This window comes from Citrobacter enshiensis, assembly GCF_029338175.1.
GTDB lineage: Bacteria > Pseudomonadota > Gammaproteobacteria > Enterobacterales > Enterobacteriaceae > Citrobacter_D > Citrobacter_D enshiensis.
This window is the reverse complement of record NZ_CP119862.1, coordinates 1231023-1250480: the sequence shown is the minus strand read 5'-3', so window position 1 is coordinate 1250480 and position 19458 is coordinate 1231023. Positions and strand designations below refer to the sequence as shown.

Sequence of the window (19458 nt, the reverse complement as noted above, 5' to 3'; positions counted from 1 at the left end):
CTTTACGGCATGAAAACTACTCTTTGAAGTCGTTTGCATCCAGCTCGTGACGGGAGAGTAATTTATAAAATTCGGTCCGGTTGCGCCCCGCCATTCTCGCTGCATGGGTCACATTACCTTTGGTGATCTGCAGCAGTTTTCGCAAATAGTTCAGCTCAAACTGGTTGCGCGCTTCAACGAAGGTTGGCAACGCCGTATTCTCCCCTTCCAGCGCCTGTTCCACCAGCGCATCACTGATCACCGGCGAAGAGGTGAGCGCCACGCATTGTTCGATAACGTTCACCAGTTGGCGGACGTTCCCCGGCCAGCCAGCCGTCATCAGACGTTTCATAGCATCCGTTGAAAAAGCGCGTACGAACGGTTTATGCCGCTCTGCCGACTGACGCAGCAGATGATTCGCCAGCAGTGGAATGTCCTCCGCACGCTCGGCCAGCGCGGGAATTTTCAGGCTCACCACGTTCAGGCGATAGTATAAATCCTCACGGAATTCGCCCCGCGTCATCGCTTTGGGCAGATCGCGGTGGGTGGCAGAAATAATCCGCACATCAATATCGAGATCGCGATTGCTGCCGAGCGGCCTGACTTTGCGCTCCTGCAGGACACGCAGCAGTTTGACCTGTAACGGCGCGGGCATGTCGCCAATCTCATCAAGAAACAGTGTGCCGCCTTCCGCCGCCTGGAACAGGCCTTCGCGATTGCTTACCGCGCCGGTAAATGCCCCGCGCGCGTGACCAAACAATTCGGACTCCAGCAACTGCTCCGGCAATGCGCCGCAGTTAATCGCGATAAACGGTTTACTGCTGCGCGGACTGGCGTTATGGATAGCCTGCGCGAAGATCTCTTTCCCGGTGCCGCTTTGTCCGTTAATCAGGACACTGACGTCCGACTGCGCCACCATGCGCGCCTGCTCCAGCAAGCGCAGCATTAAGGGGCTACGGGTGACGATAGATTCACGCCAGCGATCGTCCGTCGCGGGAGCCGATTGCTCCAGCGCTTCGTCGATCGCCTTATACAGCGCGTCTTTGTCCACCGGCTTGGTCAGAAAGCTGAAAACACCTTGCTGGGTTGCGGCTACCGCATCGGGAATCGAACCGTGAGCGGTCAAAATAATGACCGGCATACCCGGCTGTACTTTCTGGATCTCGATAAACAGCTGCATGCCGTCCATTTCGTCCATGCGCAGGTCGCTTATCACCAAATCCACTTTCTCGCGATTCAGTATGCGCAGTCCTTCCTGGCCGCTTTCTGCCGTTACGACGCTGTAACCTTCACTGGTCAGTCGCATCCCGAGCAGTTTTAGCAAGCCCGGATCGTCATCCACGAGCAGTAAATGCGCCGGTTTGCGGCTGATCATGGCGTTACCTCATCTTGTGATGACGCAGGCGTCGTTTCGTCAGGTTTGTCGTTGCCGCGCATCACGTCAGGATTGTAGTTACCGGCGGGTTTACGCGTGGAAAGCTGGCGCTCAATATCGGTCAAATTCTCCAGCTTGCGGGTGGTGAGATCGAGCTGTGCCTGTAAATGCTGATGTTGCTGACGCAACGTGTCGAGATCGCTGTCCGTCGTTTGCTGAAGCTTACTGTAGCGCTGCCGTTCTTCGGCAAGCTGTAATTGCAGCATCTGCCCATCGCGCCAAAGTTGATAAAGAGGGCGAACCTGGGCGGGGATTTGTGAACTCAGGGCGTCCAGTTGGGTCACGGAAACGCGTCGCTCAATGGGCGATATTTTGGCATCCGCCAGTAAAATTCCACGCTTAAAGGCACTCTGCCAGGAGTCATCCTCAAGCGCGCGCGCCTCGTTACGCGACTGGATCGGCAGCAGACGGTCGGCGCAGTCAATCGCCCGCAGCCAGTAAAGCGGATTGCTCTCCGTGGACTTCCCTTGTAATGACCAAATATCAGCACACTCGGTAGAAAGGTAATCCGCCAGTTGATAAGGCGGGATTTTTTCCTGAGACGGATCGCCGACGAGATGTTTAGCCGCGTGCGGTGCGCACCCTATCAGCGCCAGACACGGCACGCTCGCGAATAACACCCGTCGGGAAAAAAGTCGTTTAAAAACTCGAACAAAAACGTGTGGCATACTCACCAGACTTAGCTTCATTTTTAATGGTTTTTCGATGCAGATAGCGGCAGCTCTATGCGGAAACACACTTCTTGCGCATTCTCATCGACCAGATAAAGTTCTCCCTGCATACGACGGATACAGTCCCTGGCGATGCTTAATCCCAGTCCGCTGCCCTTCACAGCCCCTTTTCTCTGATGACTTCCCTGGAAAAACGGCTCGAAAATCATGGCTCTTTCTGCTTCTGGAATCGGGGTGCCGGTATTTGTGACATCAATATGCACCGTGGCGCCATGCAGACTACTACTGATACAAATGTTACCGGATTCAGCACCATAGTGCACCGCATTGGAATAAAGATTGTCCAGCACGCTCATCAATAGCATCGGCTCCGCCAGGCACGTGTTCGCAACCAGTCGGACGTCGGTATGCATCATTTTAGCGCGGGCTGGCAAACTGTGAGCGGAAACCACCATATCGACCAGTGGTTCAATCTCAACGCTTTCCAGTTCAATGGCGCTATCTGCCAGTTTTCTGTTGTAATCAAGCAGTTGCTCAATCAACTTCTGTAAGTTGCGACTGCTGTTGTCGAGAATACCGACCACCTCTTTTTGCTCCGACGTCAACGGACCCACAACCTGATCGGCCAACAGCTCTGTTCCCTCGCGCATACTGGCCAACGGGGTTTTCAGTTCATGTGAGAGATGGCGTAAAAATTGGTGACGCTGTGATTCAAGCCAGGACAAACGCTCGCTCAACCAGATAATACGTTGGCCCACTGAGCGTAGTTCACGGGGACCGGTAAACGAAACGGCATTCCCCAGCGAACGCCCTTCCCCCAGTCGATTGATCATCCGCTCAATCCCTTTTACAGGCCCAATGATCATGCGGGTGAAGAGCAGCACCATGGCCAGACTGACCAGAAACAGCACCAGCGCCTGCCAGCCAAAGAACTGTCCGCGCTCGGCAATTTCCTGCTGAAGCTGTTGTCCGCGAGAGAAAATAACGGTTCGTGTCGCCTGTACCATCTCGGTGTTGGCGTGAGCAAAGGCTTCCAGGCTCGCCGCTGCCGCCGCATCCGGACCGCTGTTTGTACAGCGTAGTTGGGTGAGCGCGTTCAGATCCTGACGCAATGCCTGATAAAGCTTGTCATCCGGCAATACGCCGGCATGCGCGTCCAGCATTTCACTGTAGCGCTTTCGTTGGCCGTGATAGACCTTTGCCAGAGTGGGGTCGTCCAGCACACAGTACTGACGATAACTGCGCTCCATCCCAAGCGCCGCATTGGTCATCGCCTCGCTGCGACGGGCATCAATCAGGGTTGTGCGGTTGGTCATCGCCGCCTGCGCACTCAGGGCGTTGAGACTTTGCCATGCCTGCCATGCCAGCACTAGTAAAGGGAGCAGGATCAGCAGGAATGCCAGCATAACCAATTGGCGTAATGACCGGGGAAATACAGACCAGCGCTTCAAAGCGTTACTCTCATCGGAGACGAATAGAAGGATGCTAACTGAGGGAAACCTCAGATACAACAAAGCCGGGCTTAACCCGGCTTTGTTATGGAATAAGGCGGTGCCTAACTCGACGTTTCGCCCGATGGTTGATAAAGCAGTGCTATTATCAGATGTTGGACGGCAGGCACCTTGTTGTGCGTCATTCGAAGTTTATGTAGCACGTCCCGAAGGGGCTGACATAAGAAGGTGAATGAGCCACTGCTTAGCATTATGCAGAAACCATGCCAATAGTTAAAGCATTATATTAACATCATGATTTTATTTAACTTTACGACAAAAAAGCAGCAAAGCCAAAGTGAGTAAGATTTCGCCATTGTGTCGTCAAAAAGAGACAGCCAATCTCAAACTCAGCACACTCTATAAAAATCAATCAATTAAACGTCTCCTTTTGGAGACACTGCGATCTGGCATTTGTCGCGGAACCACGACAAAAAAGCGTCCACGGTTGGCTATTTCGGTTTATCCGGCCTGCCGTTTAGCGGGCCCGGTAAGCATCATGCTACCGGGCCTCTCGCAGATGTTGATTAACCTAACTGCTTACGCGCGTTACGGAAGATGCGCATCCATGGGCTATCTTCCCCCCAGTTCTCCGGGTGCCAGGAGTTGCTCACCGTGCGGAAAACGCGCTCCGGATGCGGCATCATGATGGTGACGCGGCCGTTTTCAGTGGTCACCGCCGTAATCCCGTTCGGCGAGCCGTTCGGGTTCGCCGGGTAGGTCTCGGTCACTTTGCCGAAGTTATCGACATAGCGCAGCGCCACCAGCCCCTTGCTCTCAAGCTGAGCCAGATGCGTATGGTCACGCACTTCCACACGCCCTTCCCCATGAGAAACCGCAATCGGCATCTGTGAGCCAACCATTCCCTGCAGTAACAGGGATGGGCTTTGGGTCACTTCCACCAGACTAAAGCGCGCTTCAAAACGGTCGGAATGGTTACGCACAAAGCGCGGCCACAGGTCGCTGCCCGGGATCAACTCACGCAGATTGGACATCATCTGGCAGCCATTACACACGCCAAGCGCCAGCGTTTGCGGACGGTGGAAGAAGGTTTCGAACACATCACGCACGCGGTTGTTAAAGAGGATCGATTTCGCCCAACCTTCACCCGCCCCCAGCACGTCACCGTAAGAGAAGCCGCCACACGCCACCAGCGCCTGGAAGTCATCAAGGCCCGTGCGCCCCGCCAGCAGGTCACTCATGTGTACATCGATTGCATCAAAGCCCGCACGGTGGAAGGCGGCAGCCATTTCCACATGCGAGTTGACGCCCTGCTCGCGCAGCACCGCAACTTTTGGACGCGCACCGGTCGCGATATATGGCGCAGCGATATCTTCGCTGATATCAAACGACAGCTTCACGTTAAGGCCAGGATCGGCATCATTGGTTTTCGCATTATGTTCCTGATCGGCACATTCAGGGTTGTCACGCAGACGCTGCATTTGCCACGTGGTTTCAGCCCACCAGGTACGCAATGTGGTACGGCTTTCGCTGAAGACAACCTGACCCTCCGCTTCGATAACAAAACGGTCACCGGAAACGGCCTGACCTAACGCGTGAACGCAGTCGCCAAGACCATGTTGTGCCAACACTGCTTCGACGGCCTGACGATCCGCCGCACGAACCTGAATGACAGCCCCCAGCTCTTCGTTAAACAGCGCGGCCAGACGATCGTCGCCCAGAGCAGCGATATCCGCCTGAATGCCACAGTGACCGGTAAAGGCCATCTCAGCCAGCGTCACCAACAAACCGCCATCAGAACGGTCATGGTAAGCCAGCAGTTTGCGCTGCGCCACCAGCGCCTGCATCGCATCATAGAAGCCTTTCAGCTGTGCGACGTCACGCACGTCTGCCGGTTTGTCGCCAAGCTGACGGTAAACCTGCGCCAGCGCAGTTGCGCCCAGTGCGTTGTGCCCTTTGCCAAGGTCAATCAGCAACAGCACGTTGTCTTCCGTGGAGAGCTGCGGTGTGATGGTGTGACGAACATCTTCCACGCGGGCAAACGCGGTGATCACCAGCGATAATGGCGAGGTCATTTCACGCTGCTCGTTGCCTTCCTGCCAGCGGGTTTTCATCGACATTGAGTCTTTGCCCACCGGAATGGTCAGACCCAATGCCGGACAGAGTTCTTCACCCACCGCTTTTACGGCCTCATACAAGCCAGCGTCTTCGCCCGGGTGGCCTGCTGCCGCCATCCAGTTTGCAGACAGTTTGATACGTTTGATATCACCAATCTGCGTCGCCGCAATGTTGGTGAGCGCTTCCCCAACCGCCAGACGGGCGGAAGCAGAGAAATCCAGCAGCGCGACCGGCGCACGCTCGCCAAGCGACATGGCTTCGCCGTAGTAGCTGTCCAGGCTGGCGGTGGTTACCGCACAGTTCGCCACCGGAACCTGCCACGGGCCAACCATCTGATCGCGCGCCACCATGCCGGTGACGGTGCGGTCGCCGATGGTGACGAGGAACGTTTTTTCCGCCACGGCAGGTAAATGCAGGACGCGGTTGACCGCATCGGCAACGGTAATATCACGACGATCCAGCGCGTCGCCTTTTGCTTGCAGCCGCTGCACATCGCGGGTCATTTTCGGCGTTTTGCCCAACAGGACATCCAGCGGCAGATCGATAGGCTGATTATCGAAATGACGGTCATTCATCGAAAGATGCTGTTCTTCGGTCGCCTCACCGATCACAGCGTACGGCGCACGCTCGCGCTTGCAGAGCGCATCAAACAGCGGCAACTGATCGGCAGCAACCGCCAGAACATAACGTTCCTGCGATTCGTTACACCAGATTTCCAGCGGACTCATACCTGGCTCATCGCTGAGAATGTCACGCAGTTCAAATTTGCCGCCGCGCCCACCGTCGCTCACCAGTTCCGGCATCGCGTTAGAGAGACCGCCCGCGCCAACGTCGTGGATAAACAGAATCGGGTTCGCGTCGCCCAACTGCCAGCAACGGTCGATAACCTCCTGGCAGCGGCGTTCCATTTCCGGGTTGTCGCGCTGGACGGAAGCAAAATCGAGATCGGCATCAGACTGGCCGGACGCCATGGAAGACGCCGCGCCGCCGCCGAGACCGATATTCATCGCCGGACCGCCGAGTACGATCAGCTTCGCGCCAACGACGATCTCGCCTTTCTGTACGTGATCGGCGCGGATATTGCCGATCCCGCCCGCCAGCATGATCGGTTTGTGATAGCCGCGTAGCTCTTCGCCGTTGTGGCTGTTCACTTTCTCTTCATACGTACGGAAGTAACCGTTCAGCGCCGGACGACCAAATTCGTTGTTAAATGCTGCGCCGCCCAGCGGGCCTTCGGTCATGATGTCCAGCGCGGTAACAATGCGCTCCGGCTTACCGAAATCTTCTTCCCACGGCTGTTCAAAGCCCGGAATACGCAGGTTAGAAACGGAGAAACCGACCAGACCGGCTTTCGGCTTCGCACCGCGCCCGGTCGCGCCTTCATCACGGATTTCACCGCCGGAGCCAGTCGCCGCACCCGGCCACGGCGAAATCGCCGTCGGGTGGTTATGGGTTTCTACTTTCATCAGGATGTGTGTAGGTTCCTGATGGAAGTCGTAACGACCCGTTTCATGGTCGGCAAAGTAGCGCCCCACTTCAGAACCTTCCATTACCGCCGCGTTATCTTTATAGGCAGAAAGCACGTGATCCGGCGTGGCCTCGAAGGTGTTTTTAATCATCTTGAACAGCGATTTCGGCTGTTGCTCGCCATCAATGATCCAGTCGGCGTTGAAAATCTTGTGACGGCAGTGTTCGGAGTTCGCCTGGGCGAACATATAAAGCTCAATGTCGTTTGGATTGCGGCCCAGGTTGCTGAAGGCAGTATGCAGATAATCAATTTCGTCATCCGCCAGCGCCAGGCCCAGACGCAGGTTAGCGTTAACCAATGCCTGACGACCTTCGCCCAGCACATCAACGCTGGCAACCGGTGCCGGTTGGTGGTGAACAAACAGTTTTTCTGCGTCGTTCAACGAGGAGAAAATCGTCTCCATCATGCGGTCGTGCAGTTCAGCGGCAACGCTTTGCCACTGCTCAGCGGTCAGTGGCTCAGCGTCAACGTACCAGGCAATGCCACGTTCCAGACGGCTCACCTGTTGCAGGCCGCAGTTGTGTGCAATATCCGTTGCTTTGGAAGACCAGGGAGAGATGGTGCCAGGACGAGGGGTAACCAACAGCAGTTTTCCCTCCGGGGTATGGCTGCGTAAGCTCGGGCCATACTTCAGCAAACGGGCAAGCTGCGCGTGCTCATCGTCGTTCAACGGGGCATTCAGGCAGGCAAAATGGACATACTCAGCGTAAATATTGTTGACCTGGAGGTTGGCAGCCTGAAAACGCGCCAGCAGTTTGTTAATACGGAATGCAGACAGTGCAGGCGAACCACGCAGAATTTCCATCATAAGTCTCTCGTCTTCTAAGCTTTCGGTGTGCCCAAGTGGGGAAACGGGCGCCATTATAAAGAATCTGGCGCGCTGACGAAACCGTTTGCGTCGAAATAAAATCACAGCCGTTTCTTATCATCCGATGCGACACTGATTCCGAATTAGTTGCCAACTGTCGTATTGTTGCGCAAAATGCCGCACATCAATGACTCACACTGGCTTTAATCACTACATTTTCAGGCTGAGAAAACGCACGATTCAGAGAATTAACTAATTGAAAAAATTAAAGATTAATTATCTGTTCATCGGCATACTGACGCTGCTGCTGGCAGCGGCCCTCTGGCCATCAATCCCCTGGTTCGGTAAAGCCGATAATCGTATCGCCGCCATTCAGGCGCGGGGAGAGCTGCGCGTCAGTACCATTGACTCACCGTTAACCTACTCAACCCTCAATGGAAAAAAGTTCGGTCTGGATTATGAACTGGCGCAGTTGTTCGCCAACTACTTAGGCGTAAAGCTGAAAATCACCGTGCGTCAGAACATCAGCCAGTTGTTTGACGATCTGGACAGCGGCGATGCCGACCTGCTGGCCGCAGGTCTGGTCTATAACAGCGAGCGCGTGAAAAACTACCAATCGGGTCCAACGTACTACTCTGTTTCTCAGCAGGTGGTCTATCGGGTCGGACAATACCGCCCGCGAACGCTTGCCACCGTGAATGAAAACCAGCTCACCATTGCGCCGGGTCATGTGGTCGTGAATCACTTACGCGCCCTGAAAGAGACGAAGTACCCCGAACTCAGTTGGAAAGTCGATGACAAAAAAGGCACAACGGAACTGATGGAAGCGGTGATCAGCGGCGAACTGGACTACACCATCGCAGACTCGGTGGCCATCAGCTTGTTCCAACGCGTACACCCTGAGCTGGCCGTTGCGCTGGATATCACCGACGAGCAGCCTGTCACCTGGTTCAGCCAACTGGATGATGACAATACGCTCTCGGCAGCCCTGCTCGATTTTTTTAACGCCATTAATGAAGACGGTTCTCTGGCGCGACTGGAAGAGAAATATTTGGGTCACGGCGGCGACTTTGATTATGTTGATACCCGCACCTTCTTACGCGCGGTGGATAGCGTGCTGCCGGAGCTGAAACCACTGTTTCAGAAGTATGCGCAGGAGATCGACTGGCGTTTACTGGCGGCTATCGCGTATCAGGAATCCCACTGGGATGCGCAGGCCACCTCGCCAACCGGCGTCCGCGGCATGATGATGCTCACCAGGAATACCGCCCAGAGTCTGGGGTTGACCGACAGGACCGACGCCGAACAGAGCATCAGCGGCGGCGCGCGGTATCTGCAGGATATGATGAGCAAAGTCCCTGATACCGTCCCCGAAGAAGAGCGTATCTGGTTTGCGCTCATCGCTTACAATATGGGCTATGCGCACATGCTCGACGCCCGGGCGTTAACGGTAAAAACCAAAGGGAATCCGGACAGTTGGTCCGATGTAAAGCAGCGCTTGCCGCTGCTCAGCCAGAAACCGTATTACAGTAAGTTGACCTATGGCTATGCGCGCGGGCATGAAGCTTACGCCTATGTGGAAAATATTCGCAAGTATCAAATAAGCCTGGTCGGTTATCTGCAGGAGAAAGAAAAACAGGCTGCAGCAACGATGAAACTGGCGCAGGACTACCCGGCGGTGTCTGCGGAGGAGTTTGGTAAAGAGAGGCTCTCCCTCTCCTCGTTTTTGTCTCAGTCGTCCTCGGCCTACCTGATGCCTTCGCCGACCTTACTGTTGCCGCCGAAGAAAAAAGCGGAAGACTAACGCGACGCTTATTCAGGCGTCGCCGATAACTTTCTCAGCGCTTTGATTTCCTGACGACGCATGCGGAAAAAATCGCTCAGCAGCGTCGCACATTCATCACGCAAGATGCCCTCGGTGATTTCCACCCGATGATTCATACCAGGGTGATGCAAGACATCCATCAGCGAGCCTGCCGCGCCTGTTTTTGCATCACGCGCGCCAAAAACCACCCGACCAATCCGACTGTGGACCATCGCGCCCGCACACATTACGCAAGGCTCCAGCGTGACGTACAGCGTGGTGTCCAGCAAACGGTAGTTTTGCAGCACCAGTCCCCCCTGTCGCAACGCCATAATTTCCGCATGCGCAGTAGGATCGTGATGACCGATCGGCCGATTCCACCCTTCGCCTATGACGCGATTGTTGTACACCAATACAGCACCCACCGGCACTTCGCGTTCGTCCCAGGCGCGCTTCGCCAGCGTCAACGCATGACGCATCCAGTATTCGTGGCTAAATTCGACTTCAGACAAAGGGAGACTCCAGTAATAAAAGCGGGCGCATTATACACAGACGCTCTGCTTTGCACTATTCCAGCTGCTGGAGCTCGCCGCGCGGTGTGACGCGCCAGCGATGCTGACAAAAGTAGAGTAACGGGTTGTCCTGCTTGCTGTCGCTGTATCCACTATACAGACGTAGCGGCGTGCCAATCTGCCGCTCAAGTTGCGCGACTTTTTCGTGCCCCAGGCAACGCAGGGGCAATACCCAGCCACCGTAGCCTCGCTGGATCTGACTGGCGATCAGGTTAACGCGCGGCAGCCATGGCGTATCAAAATAGACCTGCTCGACCAGCGACTGCGGAGAGCCGGTGATAAGCCAGATATCGGCGTCAGAACTCAACAAATAGGTTGTGAGACGTTCCTGCACAATCGGAAACGCGGTGACGTTATCCCGAAACCAACGCACAAAGTCAGCCTGACGCGCTTTCAGGCGCGCTTCGCTGTGGCCGAAGGTACATCCCCACAACAGAAGACTCATGGGCCAGCGAGCAGCCCGCCCTTTTATCGCCAACGCAATCGCAATGATCGGCAGTAAAGGCAGCACGAGCAGCACATTCAGCGGCTGGCGACGCAACAGATAACGCAGGAAACTGCCAAACATATCCTGCTGGTGTAACGTACCATCCAAATCAAAAAATACGACACGACGCTCGTGGCTGGTCAAACCCTGCTCCTCTGGTTCGTTGAACTCCGGCTACCTGGTCAGCAAAAACCCGGCGACAACTGCTATTAAATAGCCTAACAGATAGAACATCACTTTTCCGGCAACAATCGTTAATGCACACAGTCGTGTCACATCAAAGATGAACAGCTCGCTCCCCCGTCGCTGCCATGCTCGTCTTTTTAGTTTTCCAATGCTGCCCGTAAAAATCCCTGGTGAGCCGACAGTTTTTCTCTGGCGGCTGCCGCGTCCAGTCCGGAGAGCGCCATCAGAATGGCCGGTTTAACCTCAAAATCAGTTTGTTTCAGTAGCGCTTGTGCTTCTTCTCGCGTAATCCCTGTCGCTTCCACCACCATGCGACACGCCCTGTCGATCAGCTTGACGTTGGTGGCCTTCATATCGACCATCAGGTTTTGGTATACCTTGCCGAATTTCACCATTGCGCCAGTGGAGATCATATTGAGCACCAGCTTTTGCGCAGTACCTGATTTCAGTCGCGTTGACCCCGTCAGCGCCTCAGGGCCGACCACCGGCGAAATCGCAATGTCCGCCTCACGCGCGATCGGAGAGTCAGGATTACAGGAAATCGCGACCGTGGTGCATCCTGTCTGGTTGGCATAGGTCAATCCGCCAATCACATAAGGCGTGCGACCTGATGCCGCCAGTCCAACCACCAGATCCTGCGTGGTCAGATTGAGTGCTTTTAAGTCGTCCTCTCCTAACTGCAGACTATCTTCGGCCCCTTCGACCGCCTTCAACAACGCGCCGGGTCCCCCCGCAATCAATCCCACGACCAGTCCATGCGGTACGCCAAAGGTTGGCGGGCATTCAGAAGCATCAAGCACACCCAGCCGTCCACTGGTGCCAGCCCCCATGTAAATAATGCGTCCCCCTGCCTTTAACGCATTTGCAGCGGCATCGACTGCACGCGCAACGTCCGGCAGAGTTTCTTTTACTGCAAGCGCTACCAGCGTATCCTGTTGATTAAAACGATGAACCAGCTCGAGCGTGGATAAAGCATCGAGGTCCATAGTCTGTGGATTACGGCTTTCTGAAACTAACGCGCCGAGATTCATTTCTTCTCCTCAGGAATTTTTAATTCATAATAATTATCTATAATGGAATATTATATTCATTCAGGCGAGTGAAATTTTGTGTCGTTGTCGCCATCACGTTTTCGCCAGGAGAGCCCATGAACTGTTTGATCCGTATTCGTCAGCGTTATCCCCATCTCGCACAAAGCGATAAGAAGCTTGCGGATTATCTTCTTTCGCAACCGGATAACGCGCGGTATCTCAGCTCGCAGCAACTTGCCGCCGAAGTGGGCATCAGTCAGTCCAGCGTGGTGAAATTCGCGCAAAAAATGGGGTTTAAAGGCTTTCCGGCACTCAAACTGGCGATCAGCGAAGCGCTGGTGAGTAATCCGAATCCTCAGTCTGTTCCCGTCCACAATCTGATCCGTGGCGATGATCCCATGCGCCTGGTTGGCGAAAAGCTGATTAAAGAAAATGTGGCGGCGATGCACGCTACGCTCGACGTCAACAGTGAAGAAAAGCTGATAGAGAGTGTGACGATGCTACGTCGCGCCCGCCGGATTGTCCTGACTGGGATTGGCGCGTCTGGCCTTGTTGCTCAAAACTTTGCCTGGAAGCTCATGAAGATAGGCTTTAATGCTGTCGTCGAGCGCGATATGCACGCCCTGCTGGCAACGGTTCAGGCGCTCTCTTCGGAGGATCTGCTGCTGGCTATCTCTTACACGGGTGAGCGCAGAGAGCTTAATCTGGCGGCAGATGAAACATTGTTGGTGGGAGGGAAAATCCTGGCCATCACCGGATTTACGCCTAACGCATTGCAGCAGCGCGCCACACATTGCCTGTATACCATTGCGGAGGAGCAGGCCACCCGTAGTGGGGCTATTTCTTCCACGCATGCTCAAATGATGCTCACCGATGTGCTTTTTATGGCGCTGGTTCAACAGGATTTGGAACACGCGCCGGAACGAATCAGACACAGCGAGGCGCTGGTAAAAAAACTGGTCTGAGCAAAGAATGCGCGTATAATGCCCGCCCGATTTGTGATGTTTTGAGAGTATCCTGATGGCGCTGTTAATCACCAAAAAATGCATCAATTGTGGCTTCTGGATACTCAACAGCGTTATTCCGCAAAGTCCAATGTGGTTCAAAGAGTTCGGAATACTTCTGAAAGATTAAATTTTTTATATATTTTTTCTTTTATGCTTCCAGCCGAAATCATATCACTCATTTCCCTAACAAAATAATTAATGTCATCACATTTATTATTGTCAGGTAAATCGACGTAATTATAGTTCCACCATTTTATTTTTAATAATTCCTCAATAACATCAGATGCAAATCTGTATCTGATGATTTTCGCAGGGATCCCTGCCACAATGGCATACGGTGGTATATCTTTAGTCACAACTGAATTAGCCGCAACAACCGCCCCATCACCAATCTTTACCCCTCCTTTTAATACGACATCATTTCCAATCCAAACATCATTACCTATAATCGGGTTGTTGGTTTTTGTTATGAACGGCTTCAACTCCCATGAACCACTAAACTCATTCATAGCATACTTATCAAACTCTCCATTATAAGTAACCATATGAGTTGTAAAGCGATTTATTGGATGATTGCCACCCATAATCTTCACATTTGATGCAATACTGCAAAACCTACCAATAGTTACATTGCCTGAAAAATGACAGGTTGGAAATGAAAACGCGCCAACACTGGAAAAGTTCCTGACCGGCATTGTTGAGTATTGCTCAGCGATAACATTGTCTTCAATTTTAATTTTATCGCCCTTTGAAAAAAGAAATAAATTCCTTTCCTTATAAATTTTTTTATTTCCATGGCTAAGAAATATATCATTATCCATGCAATACTCATAATGTCTTTTTGTCCAGCGAAACGTATAGCTATTATTTCCAGCCTCAGTAAACTTATATAATTTAACCCTCATAGCTTCGTCGTCTTTTCCATAAGCATATATTAAATAACAATAACCCAAGTATTATCGTTAATCAACTATAACAATATGATATCACTACATCATCGCAACTTTTAGTTTAGGCGTAACACGAACAGATTTGGCGCACAGGCCACCCGCAGCCATTCCTGATACTTTATCGCACGGCAGTTGAATCGCGAGTTCAGACCATTCAGTGGGCTGATGAGAATCGTTTTGACGGCAGCAACACAGATTTTAATGTCTGTACTGGGATAGCAGATTTGCAGGTATCCCACTTTTCAGCTGCGGCTAAAACATCGTCATTATTGGGGCTATCCGGTTTATGTGTTACAGTGCGCTGCATTCTCATTCCTTATCGGCTTAGGCTCTGAAAACAGGCTCACAGTTGCGGTGTCTTTTCGAGCGGACAAATAGTTTTGTGTTACAGGATTGAGTTTGCCAGCGTTAAATGCACTGGATAGAGCACCGTAAGCAAATAAAGCAAAATAGCAATAATTTACTGATTTCAAACTGATTTAACGGTAATTTTCAGAAATGTCTTTACTCATTACTAAACGCTGCATCAATTGCGATATGTGCGAACCTGAATGCCCAAACGAGGCTATTTCCATGGGCGATGCTATCTATGAGATTAACAGCGACAAATGTACCGAATGCGTTGGCCATTACGACACGCCAACCTGTCAGAAAGTATGCCCGATCCCGAATACAATTCTGAAAGATCCGGCACACGTCGAAACGCAGGAGCAGTTGTGGGATAAGTTTGTCCTGATGCACCACGCGGACAAACTCTAAAACGGCCCAGGCTTAACTCTCGATAATCACCGTGGCGCAGGCGTAGTGTCGTTCATCGGCCAGCGTAACGTGCATACTGGCCACACCGAGGGTTTCCGCCAGCTTCAACGCCTCCCCCCACAACCGCAAACGCGGCTTGCCGAGTTCATCGTTAAACACTTCAAACTGATTAAACGCCAGACCGTTGCGAATTCCAGTGCCGAAGGCTTTTGCCGCCGCCTCTTTTACCGCGAAACGTTTGGCGAGAAAACGCACCGGTTGTTGGTGCGTTTCCCAAATGGCCCACTCATTGTCGCTGAGCACTCTTCTTGCAAGACGATCGCCCGACCGTGAGATAACCGCCTCAATACGGGCAATCTCTACAATATCCGTGCCCAAACCCAGGATCGCCATTAGCCACGCGCTTCCAGCATCAGACGTTTCATTTCAGCAACCGCCTCTTTCAGGCCGCTCATCACCGCGCGTCCGATAATGGCATGCCCGATATTCAGCTCGTGCATTTCCGGCAACGCCGCGATGGCTTTCACGTTGTGATACGTCAGGCCGTGGCCCGCATTCACTTTCAGCCCCAGACCTGCCGCAAATGTCGCCGCGTTGGCGATACGCGCCAGCTCCTGCGCCTGCTCAGCATCAGTTTTTGCATCCGCATAGCAGCCAGTATGAATTTCAATGTAGGGCGCCCCAACCTCTGCGGCGGCTTTGATCTGCTCTTCATCGGCATCAATGAACAATGATACGAGGATCCCTGCGTCGGCCAGACGTTTACAGGCATCACGCATTTTGTCACGCTGACCCGCCACATCCAGACCGCCCTCGGTGGTCACTTCCTGGCGTTTTTCCGGTACCAGACAGCAAAAATGCGGCTTAGTCTCAACGGCAATCGCCAGCATCTCTTCCGTCACCGCCATCTCCAGGTTCATGCGGGTATCCAGCGTTTGGCGCAGAATACGCACGTCACGATCGGTGATATGGCGGCGATCTTCACGCAGGTGCACGGTAATACCGTCAGCCCCCGCCTGTTCGGCGATAAATGCCGCCTGTACCGGGTCCGGGTATGCAGTGCCACGCGCATTACGCAGAGTAGCAATGTGGTCAATGTTGACGCCTAACAGTAATTCAGCCATGACAATCCTCGTTAATCGTTATTCGTTTTCACTGCGCGTTTTGGCATAAATTGCCGGAAGAGCTCCCGGCTTTTTAACGGCTTACCACCAAGATACGGCTTTAGCGCCATACGGGTAAAGCGTTTCGCTGCGCGCAATGTATCAACATCAGGAAATTCTCTTGCCTCAAGCGCCTTCAGATGTCGTCCGGTGAAGGTGTTGTTATCAATCACGACGCTGGCGATGAACCCTTTCTCTTCGCGATAGCGATACGTCATGGTGTCATCCACCAGCTCACCGCTGCCAGCACAATGCGTGAAGTCCACCCCATAGCCCAGGTGACCGAGCAACGCGAGCTCAAAGCGACGCAGAGCGGGTTCGGGAGTCCCCGTGACACCTGCCAGTGTTTGTATACAGTTCAGATAATCAAAAAAGAGTTCAGAAAAGCGCGTCTCGTACTCAAGTACACGAGAAACCAGTTCGTTGATGTAGAGACCGCTGTAGAGTGTGATACCGCTGAGAGGAAGCGCCAGGGAGACGGCTTCTGCGCTGCGTAAGGTTTTCACCTCACCACGACCGCCAAAGCGAAGCAGGAGCGGTGTGAAAGGCTGTAAAGCGCCTTTCAGATTAGAACGTTTGGAACGTGCGCCTTTGGCGACCAGACGCACGCGACCTGACTCTTCCGTGAAGACGTCCAGTATCAGGCTGGTTTCGCTCCACGGACGGCTGTGCAATACGAATGCGCGCTGCCAGCCTTCCATTATATTCTTCGTCTTACACGTCATCGCCATAGCCGAGACTGCGCAGCGCGCGTTCGTCGTCAGCCCAGCCGGATTTCACTTTCACCCACAGTTCCAGGTGTACTGGCGCTTCAAACATGTCCTGCATATCTTTACGCGCTTCAATACCGATGGTTTTGATTTTGGCCCCTTTGTTGCCAATGACCATCTTCTTCTGCCCTTCACGCTCAACGAGGATCAGCCCATTGATGTCGTAGCCGCCGCGTTCGTTAGTAATGAAACGCTCAATCTCAACGGTAACGGAGTACGGCAGTTCAGCCCCCAGGAAACGCATCAGTTTTTCACGGATGATTTCCGAAGCCATAAAGCGCTGGGAACGATCGGTGATGTAATCTTCCGGGAAGTGATGGATGGCCTCCGGCAGGTGTTTACGCACGATGCCCGCAACCGTATCCACGTTCATACCGGTTTCCGCAGACATCGGCACAATATCGAGGAAATTCATCTGGCTCGCCAGGAATTGCAGGTGGGGCAGTAAATCCGCTTTTTCCTGTACGTTATCCACTTTATTAATGGCCAGGATAACCGGTGCTTTACCGTCGCGCAGTTTGTTCAGAACCATCTCATCGTCTGGCGTCCAGCGGGTGCCTTCTACAACGAAAATGATCAGTTCAACGTCGCCAATAGAGCTGCTCGCCGCTTTGTTCATCAGGCGGTTAATGGCGCGTTTTTCTTCCATGTGCAAACCCGGGGTATCAACATAAATAGCCTGATACGCCCCTTCGGTATGAATACCGACAATACGGTGACGTGTGGTCTGCGCCTTACGGGAAGTAATTGAAATCTTCTGCCCAAGCAGATTATTCAACAGGGTGGATTTGCCTACGTTCGGACGACCAACGATGGCAATAAATCCGCAATAGGTTTTATCTTCGCTCATTCCAACTCCAGTTTTTTCAACGCCTGTTCGGCGGCGGCCTGCTCAGCCTTACGACGGCTTGAACCTGTGCCTACCACCGGTTCACTCAGGCCGCTGACCTGGCAGTGGATAGTAAATTCCTGATCATGCGCTTCGCCACGCACCTGTACCACCAGATAAGACGGTAACGGCAGATGACGACCTTGCAAATATTCCTGCAAGCGCGTTTTCGGATCTTTTTGTTTGTCGCCTGGGCTAATTTCATCCAGACGGCTTTGATACCAGTTAAGGATCAGTTGCTCAACGGTCTGAATATCGCTGTCGAGGAATACGCCACCAATTAACGCTTCTACGGTATCGGCCAGAATAGATTCACGACGGAAGCCGCCGCTTTTCAATTCACCCGGCCCCAAACGCAAGCATTCACCCAGATCAAACTCGCGGGCTAATTCCGCGAGTGTGTTACCACGCACCAGCGTGGCGCGCATACGGCTCATATCCCCTTCGTCCACACGCGGGAAACGGTGATACAGCGCATTAGCGATGACAAAGCTTAAAATAGAGTCGCCTAAAAACTCTAAACGCTCGTTATGTTTGCTGCTGGCACTACGATGGGTTAATGCCTGCTGCAACAGCTCCTGATGAGTAAAAGTGTAGCCCAGCTTCCGTTGAAGCCGATTAATTACGATGGGGTTCATGCGATACCAATAAATGAATGCGTCAACAATCCAGCACACGAAACAGACCTGTATGTGAAACCAATGCTGTTTCGTGTGCCGTGGCGACCAGACGGTGCCAACCTTAAACTTCGGGGGAATATTCTATACACAACGACAAAGGATGTCGTTAGTCTGGGGAAATTTATCCAATAAATAATTCATGTTGTCGCCATTACGACGACAACATGAACATTTATCAGGAATTAATGAATACCACCAATCCGGCTTAAACGCACGCCGGTAGGCCATTCACCTTCTTGTTTATCAAAACTCATCCAGATCGCCGTTGCTTTACCGACCAGGTTTGCTTCCGGTACAAATCCCCAGTAACGGCTGTCCGCGCTGTTATCACGGTTATCACCCATCATGAAGTATTGTCCCGGCGGTACAATCCAGGTTGCCAGTTGCTGGCCCGGCTGCTGGTAATACATCCCGACCTGATCCTGTGCAATTGGCACGGTCAGAATCCGGTGTGTTACCTCACCCAGCGTCTCTTTGCGCTCAGTCAGACGAATACCGTTATCTTTGGTTTCGTTCAACGGCACTTCAAAGAATCCACTGCTGGCTTCGCCTCCGTTACGACGGGCAAACGTCTGCACAAAATCGCTCGGCTGAACATTGGAATAGGTTACCGCCAGCGCATTTTCACATGCCTGACCTGAGCTGCACCCAGGCTGAATGGTGACTTCTTTCGCTACCGGATCGTACGAGACTTTATCACCCGGTAAACCGACAGCGCGTTTGATGTAATCCAGACGCGGATCTTCCGGGTATTTAAAGACCACGATATCGCCACGTTTTGGATGACCGGTTTCAATCAAGGTTTTCTGATAAATCGGGTCTTTAATTCCATAGGCGAATTTTTCCACCAGAATAAAGTCACCGATTAACAGTGTCGGCATCATCGAACCTGACGGGATCTGGAAAGGTTCATAAATAAATGAACGCACAACCAGCACAATCGCCAGCACCGGAAACACCGACGCGCCGGTTTCCAGCCAGCCTGGCTTAGGCGCCACTTTTTTTAGCGTGGCTTTGTCCAGCGATTCATTGACAGCGGCTTGTGCCGCTGCCTGACGCTCCCGACGTTTTGGCGCGAAGATAAATTTATCCACGCACCATAAAATGCCCGTCACCAGTGTGGCAATCACCAGAATCAGGGCAAACATATTCGCCATGCCAACTCCTTAG

17 protein-coding genes and 2 pseudogenes are annotated in these 19458 nt (G+C 52.9%); 3 read left to right on the top strand and 16 right to left on the bottom strand.

Going from position 1 to position 19458, the window contains the following annotated elements:
• Positions 1 to 16: 16 nt before the first annotated feature.
• The 4 genes from glrR to purL all read right to left on the bottom strand — a co-directional run bounded on the left by glrR (position 17) and on the right by purL (position 7990).
• Positions 17 to 1351, bottom strand: coding sequence for a two-component system response regulator GlrR (gene glrR, locus P2W74_RS06110; RefSeq protein ID WP_328517918.1), 1335 nt, complete (start codon positions 1349 to 1351; stop codon positions 17 to 19).
• On the bottom strand, positions 1351 to 2082 hold the full coding sequence (qseG, locus tag P2W74_RS06105; RefSeq protein ID WP_276294311.1) for a two-component system QseEF-associated lipoprotein QseG: 732 nt from the start codon (positions 2080 to 2082) through the stop codon (positions 1351 to 1353). Before qseG ends, glrR begins: the two co-directional genes overlap by 1 nt.
• Before the next feature lie 23 nt (positions 2083 to 2105).
• Positions 2106 to 3536 carry a two component system sensor histidine kinase QseE/GlrK gene (gene qseE, locus P2W74_RS06100; protein ID WP_276294310.1) on the bottom strand — a complete coding sequence of 477 codons (1431 nt, stop codon included), beginning with the start codon at positions 3534 to 3536 and terminating at the stop codon, positions 2106 to 2108.
• 566 nt (positions 3537 to 4102) lie between these two features.
• Positions 4103 to 7990, bottom strand: a complete 3888-nt coding sequence (purL, locus tag P2W74_RS06095; protein ID WP_276294309.1) for a phosphoribosylformylglycinamidine synthase — start codon at positions 7988 to 7990, stop codon at positions 4103 to 4105.
• A gap of 256 nt (positions 7991 to 8246) precedes the next feature.
• On the opposite strand from purL, the gene mltF reads away from it, so the two are divergent.
• Complete coding sequence (gene mltF, locus P2W74_RS06090; RefSeq protein ID WP_276294308.1) at positions 8247 to 9794, top strand: membrane-bound lytic murein transglycosylase MltF; 1548 nt, start codon at positions 8247 to 8249, stop codon at positions 9792 to 9794.
• An 8-nt stretch (positions 9795 to 9802) separates the two neighbouring features.
• On the opposite strand, the gene tadA is transcribed toward mltF, so the two are convergent.
• The 4 genes and pseudogenes from tadA to murQ form a co-directional block, all read right to left on the bottom strand.
• On the bottom strand, positions 9803 to 10306 hold the full coding sequence (tadA, locus tag P2W74_RS06085) for a tRNA adenosine(34) deaminase TadA (protein ID WP_276294307.1): 504 nt from the start codon (positions 10304 to 10306) through the stop codon (positions 9803 to 9805).
• 55 nt (positions 10307 to 10361) lie between these two features.
• Positions 10362 to 10997 carry a phosphatidylglycerophosphatase C gene (yfhb, locus tag P2W74_RS06080; protein ID WP_276294306.1) on the bottom strand — a complete coding sequence of 212 codons (636 nt, stop codon included), beginning with the start codon at positions 10995 to 10997 and terminating at the stop codon, positions 10362 to 10364.
• 30 nt (positions 10998 to 11027) lie between these two features.
• A pseudogene (locus tag P2W74_RS06075) lies at positions 11028 to 11114 on the bottom strand (PTS transporter subunit EIIC); the annotation flags it as partial.
• Positions 11115 to 11176: 62 nt separating this feature from the next.
• On the bottom strand, positions 11177 to 12070 hold the full coding sequence (gene murQ / locus P2W74_RS06070; protein WP_276294305.1) for an N-acetylmuramic acid 6-phosphate etherase: 894 nt from the start codon (positions 12068 to 12070) through the stop codon (positions 11177 to 11179).
• Positions 12071 to 12186: 116 nt separating this feature from the next.
• On the opposite strand from murQ, the gene P2W74_RS06065 reads away from it, so the two are divergent.
• Positions 12187 to 13035: a MurR/RpiR family transcriptional regulator gene (locus tag P2W74_RS06065; protein ID WP_276294304.1), complete on the top strand. Its 849-nt coding sequence runs from the start codon at positions 12187 to 12189 to the stop codon at positions 13033 to 13035.
• A gap of 137 nt (positions 13036 to 13172) precedes the next feature.
• Here the strand turns inward: P2W74_RS06065 and P2W74_RS06060 are convergent, their stop codons facing one another.
• On the bottom strand, positions 13173 to 13982 hold the full coding sequence (locus P2W74_RS06060) for a CatB-related O-acetyltransferase (RefSeq protein WP_276294303.1): 810 nt from the start codon (positions 13980 to 13982) through the stop codon (positions 13173 to 13175).
• Positions 13983 to 14197: 215 nt separating this feature from the next.
• A pseudogene (locus P2W74_RS23460) lies at positions 14198 to 14334 on the bottom strand (tyrosine-type recombinase/integrase); the annotation flags it as partial.
• A gap of 191 nt (positions 14335 to 14525) precedes the next feature.
• Here P2W74_RS23460 and P2W74_RS06055 point away from each other — a divergent pair.
• Positions 14526 to 14786 (top strand): YfhL family 4Fe-4S dicluster ferredoxin, encoded by a 261-nt coding sequence (locus P2W74_RS06055; RefSeq protein ID WP_276294302.1) that lies wholly within the window; start codon positions 14526 to 14528, stop codon positions 14784 to 14786.
• 12 nt (positions 14787 to 14798) lie between these two features.
• On the opposite strand, the gene acpS is transcribed toward P2W74_RS06055, so the two are convergent.
• The 6 genes from acpS to lepB form a co-directional block, all read right to left on the bottom strand.
• On the bottom strand, positions 14799 to 15179 hold the full coding sequence (gene acpS / locus P2W74_RS06050; RefSeq protein WP_203360382.1) for a holo-ACP synthase: 381 nt from the start codon (positions 15177 to 15179) through the stop codon (positions 14799 to 14801).
• Positions 15179 to 15910: a pyridoxine 5'-phosphate synthase gene (gene pdxJ / locus P2W74_RS06045; RefSeq protein WP_276294301.1), complete on the bottom strand. Its 732-nt coding sequence runs from the start codon at positions 15908 to 15910 to the stop codon at positions 15179 to 15181. The genes acpS and pdxJ overlap by 1 nt, the downstream gene beginning before the upstream one ends.
• 11 nt (positions 15911 to 15921) lie before the next feature.
• A complete protein-coding gene (gene recO, locus P2W74_RS06040) occupies positions 15922 to 16650 on the bottom strand; it encodes a DNA repair protein RecO (RefSeq protein WP_276294300.1) in 729 nt (242 codons plus the stop codon).
• A 13-nt stretch (positions 16651 to 16663) separates the two neighbouring features.
• Positions 16664 to 17569: a GTPase Era gene (era, locus tag P2W74_RS06035; protein WP_276294299.1), complete on the bottom strand. Its 906-nt coding sequence runs from the start codon at positions 17567 to 17569 to the stop codon at positions 16664 to 16666.
• Positions 17566 to 18246, bottom strand: coding sequence for a ribonuclease III (rnc, locus tag P2W74_RS06030; protein WP_276294298.1), 681 nt, complete (start codon positions 18244 to 18246; stop codon positions 17566 to 17568). The genes era and rnc overlap by 4 nt, the downstream gene beginning before the upstream one ends.
• 224 nt (positions 18247 to 18470) lie before the next feature.
• Positions 18471 to 19445: a signal peptidase I gene (gene lepB, locus P2W74_RS06025; RefSeq protein WP_276294297.1), complete on the bottom strand. Its 975-nt coding sequence runs from the start codon at positions 19443 to 19445 to the stop codon at positions 18471 to 18473.
• Positions 19446 to 19458: the final 13 nt, after the last annotated feature.

Bases quoted from the DNA above. Each gene is read 5' to 3' on its own strand.
- P2W74_RS06060 (WP_276294303.1), bottom strand. From the start codon at position 13,982: ATGAGGGTTAAATTATATAAGTTTACTGAGGCTGGAAATAATAGCTAT.
- lepB (WP_276294297.1), bottom strand. From the start codon at position 19,445: ATGGCGAATATGTTTGCCCTGATTCTGGTGATTGCCACACTGGTGACG.
- recO (WP_276294300.1), bottom strand. From the start codon at position 16,650: ATGGAAGGCTGGCAGCGCGCATTCGTATTGCACAGCCGTCCGTGGAGC.
- P2W74_RS06055 (WP_276294302.1), top strand. From the start codon at position 14,526: ATGTCTTTACTCATTACTAAACGCTGCATCAATTGCGATATGTGCGAA.
- rnc (WP_276294298.1), bottom strand. From the start codon at position 18,246: ATGAACCCCATCGTAATTAATCGGCTTCAACGGAAGCTGGGCTACACT.
- pdxJ (WP_276294301.1), bottom strand. From the start codon at position 15,910: ATGGCTGAATTACTGTTAGGCGTCAACATTGACCACATTGCTACTCTG.
- P2W74_RS06065 (WP_276294304.1), top strand. From the start codon at position 12,187: ATGAACTGTTTGATCCGTATTCGTCAGCGTTATCCCCATCTCGCACAA.
- qseG (WP_276294311.1), bottom strand. From the start codon at position 2,082: ATGCCACACGTTTTTGTTCGAGTTTTTAAACGACTTTTTTCCCGACGG.
- era (WP_276294299.1), bottom strand. From the start codon at position 17,569: ATGAGCGAAGATAAAACCTATTGCGGATTTATTGCCATCGTTGGTCGT.
- purL (WP_276294309.1), bottom strand. From the start codon at position 7,990: ATGATGGAAATTCTGCGTGGTTCGCCTGCACTGTCTGCATTCCGTATT.
- acpS (WP_203360382.1), bottom strand. From the start codon at position 15,179: ATGGCGATCCTGGGTTTGGGCACGGATATTGTAGAGATTGCCCGTATT.
- murQ (WP_276294305.1), bottom strand. From the start codon at position 12,070: ATGAATCTCGGCGCGTTAGTTTCAGAAAGCCGTAATCCACAGACTATG.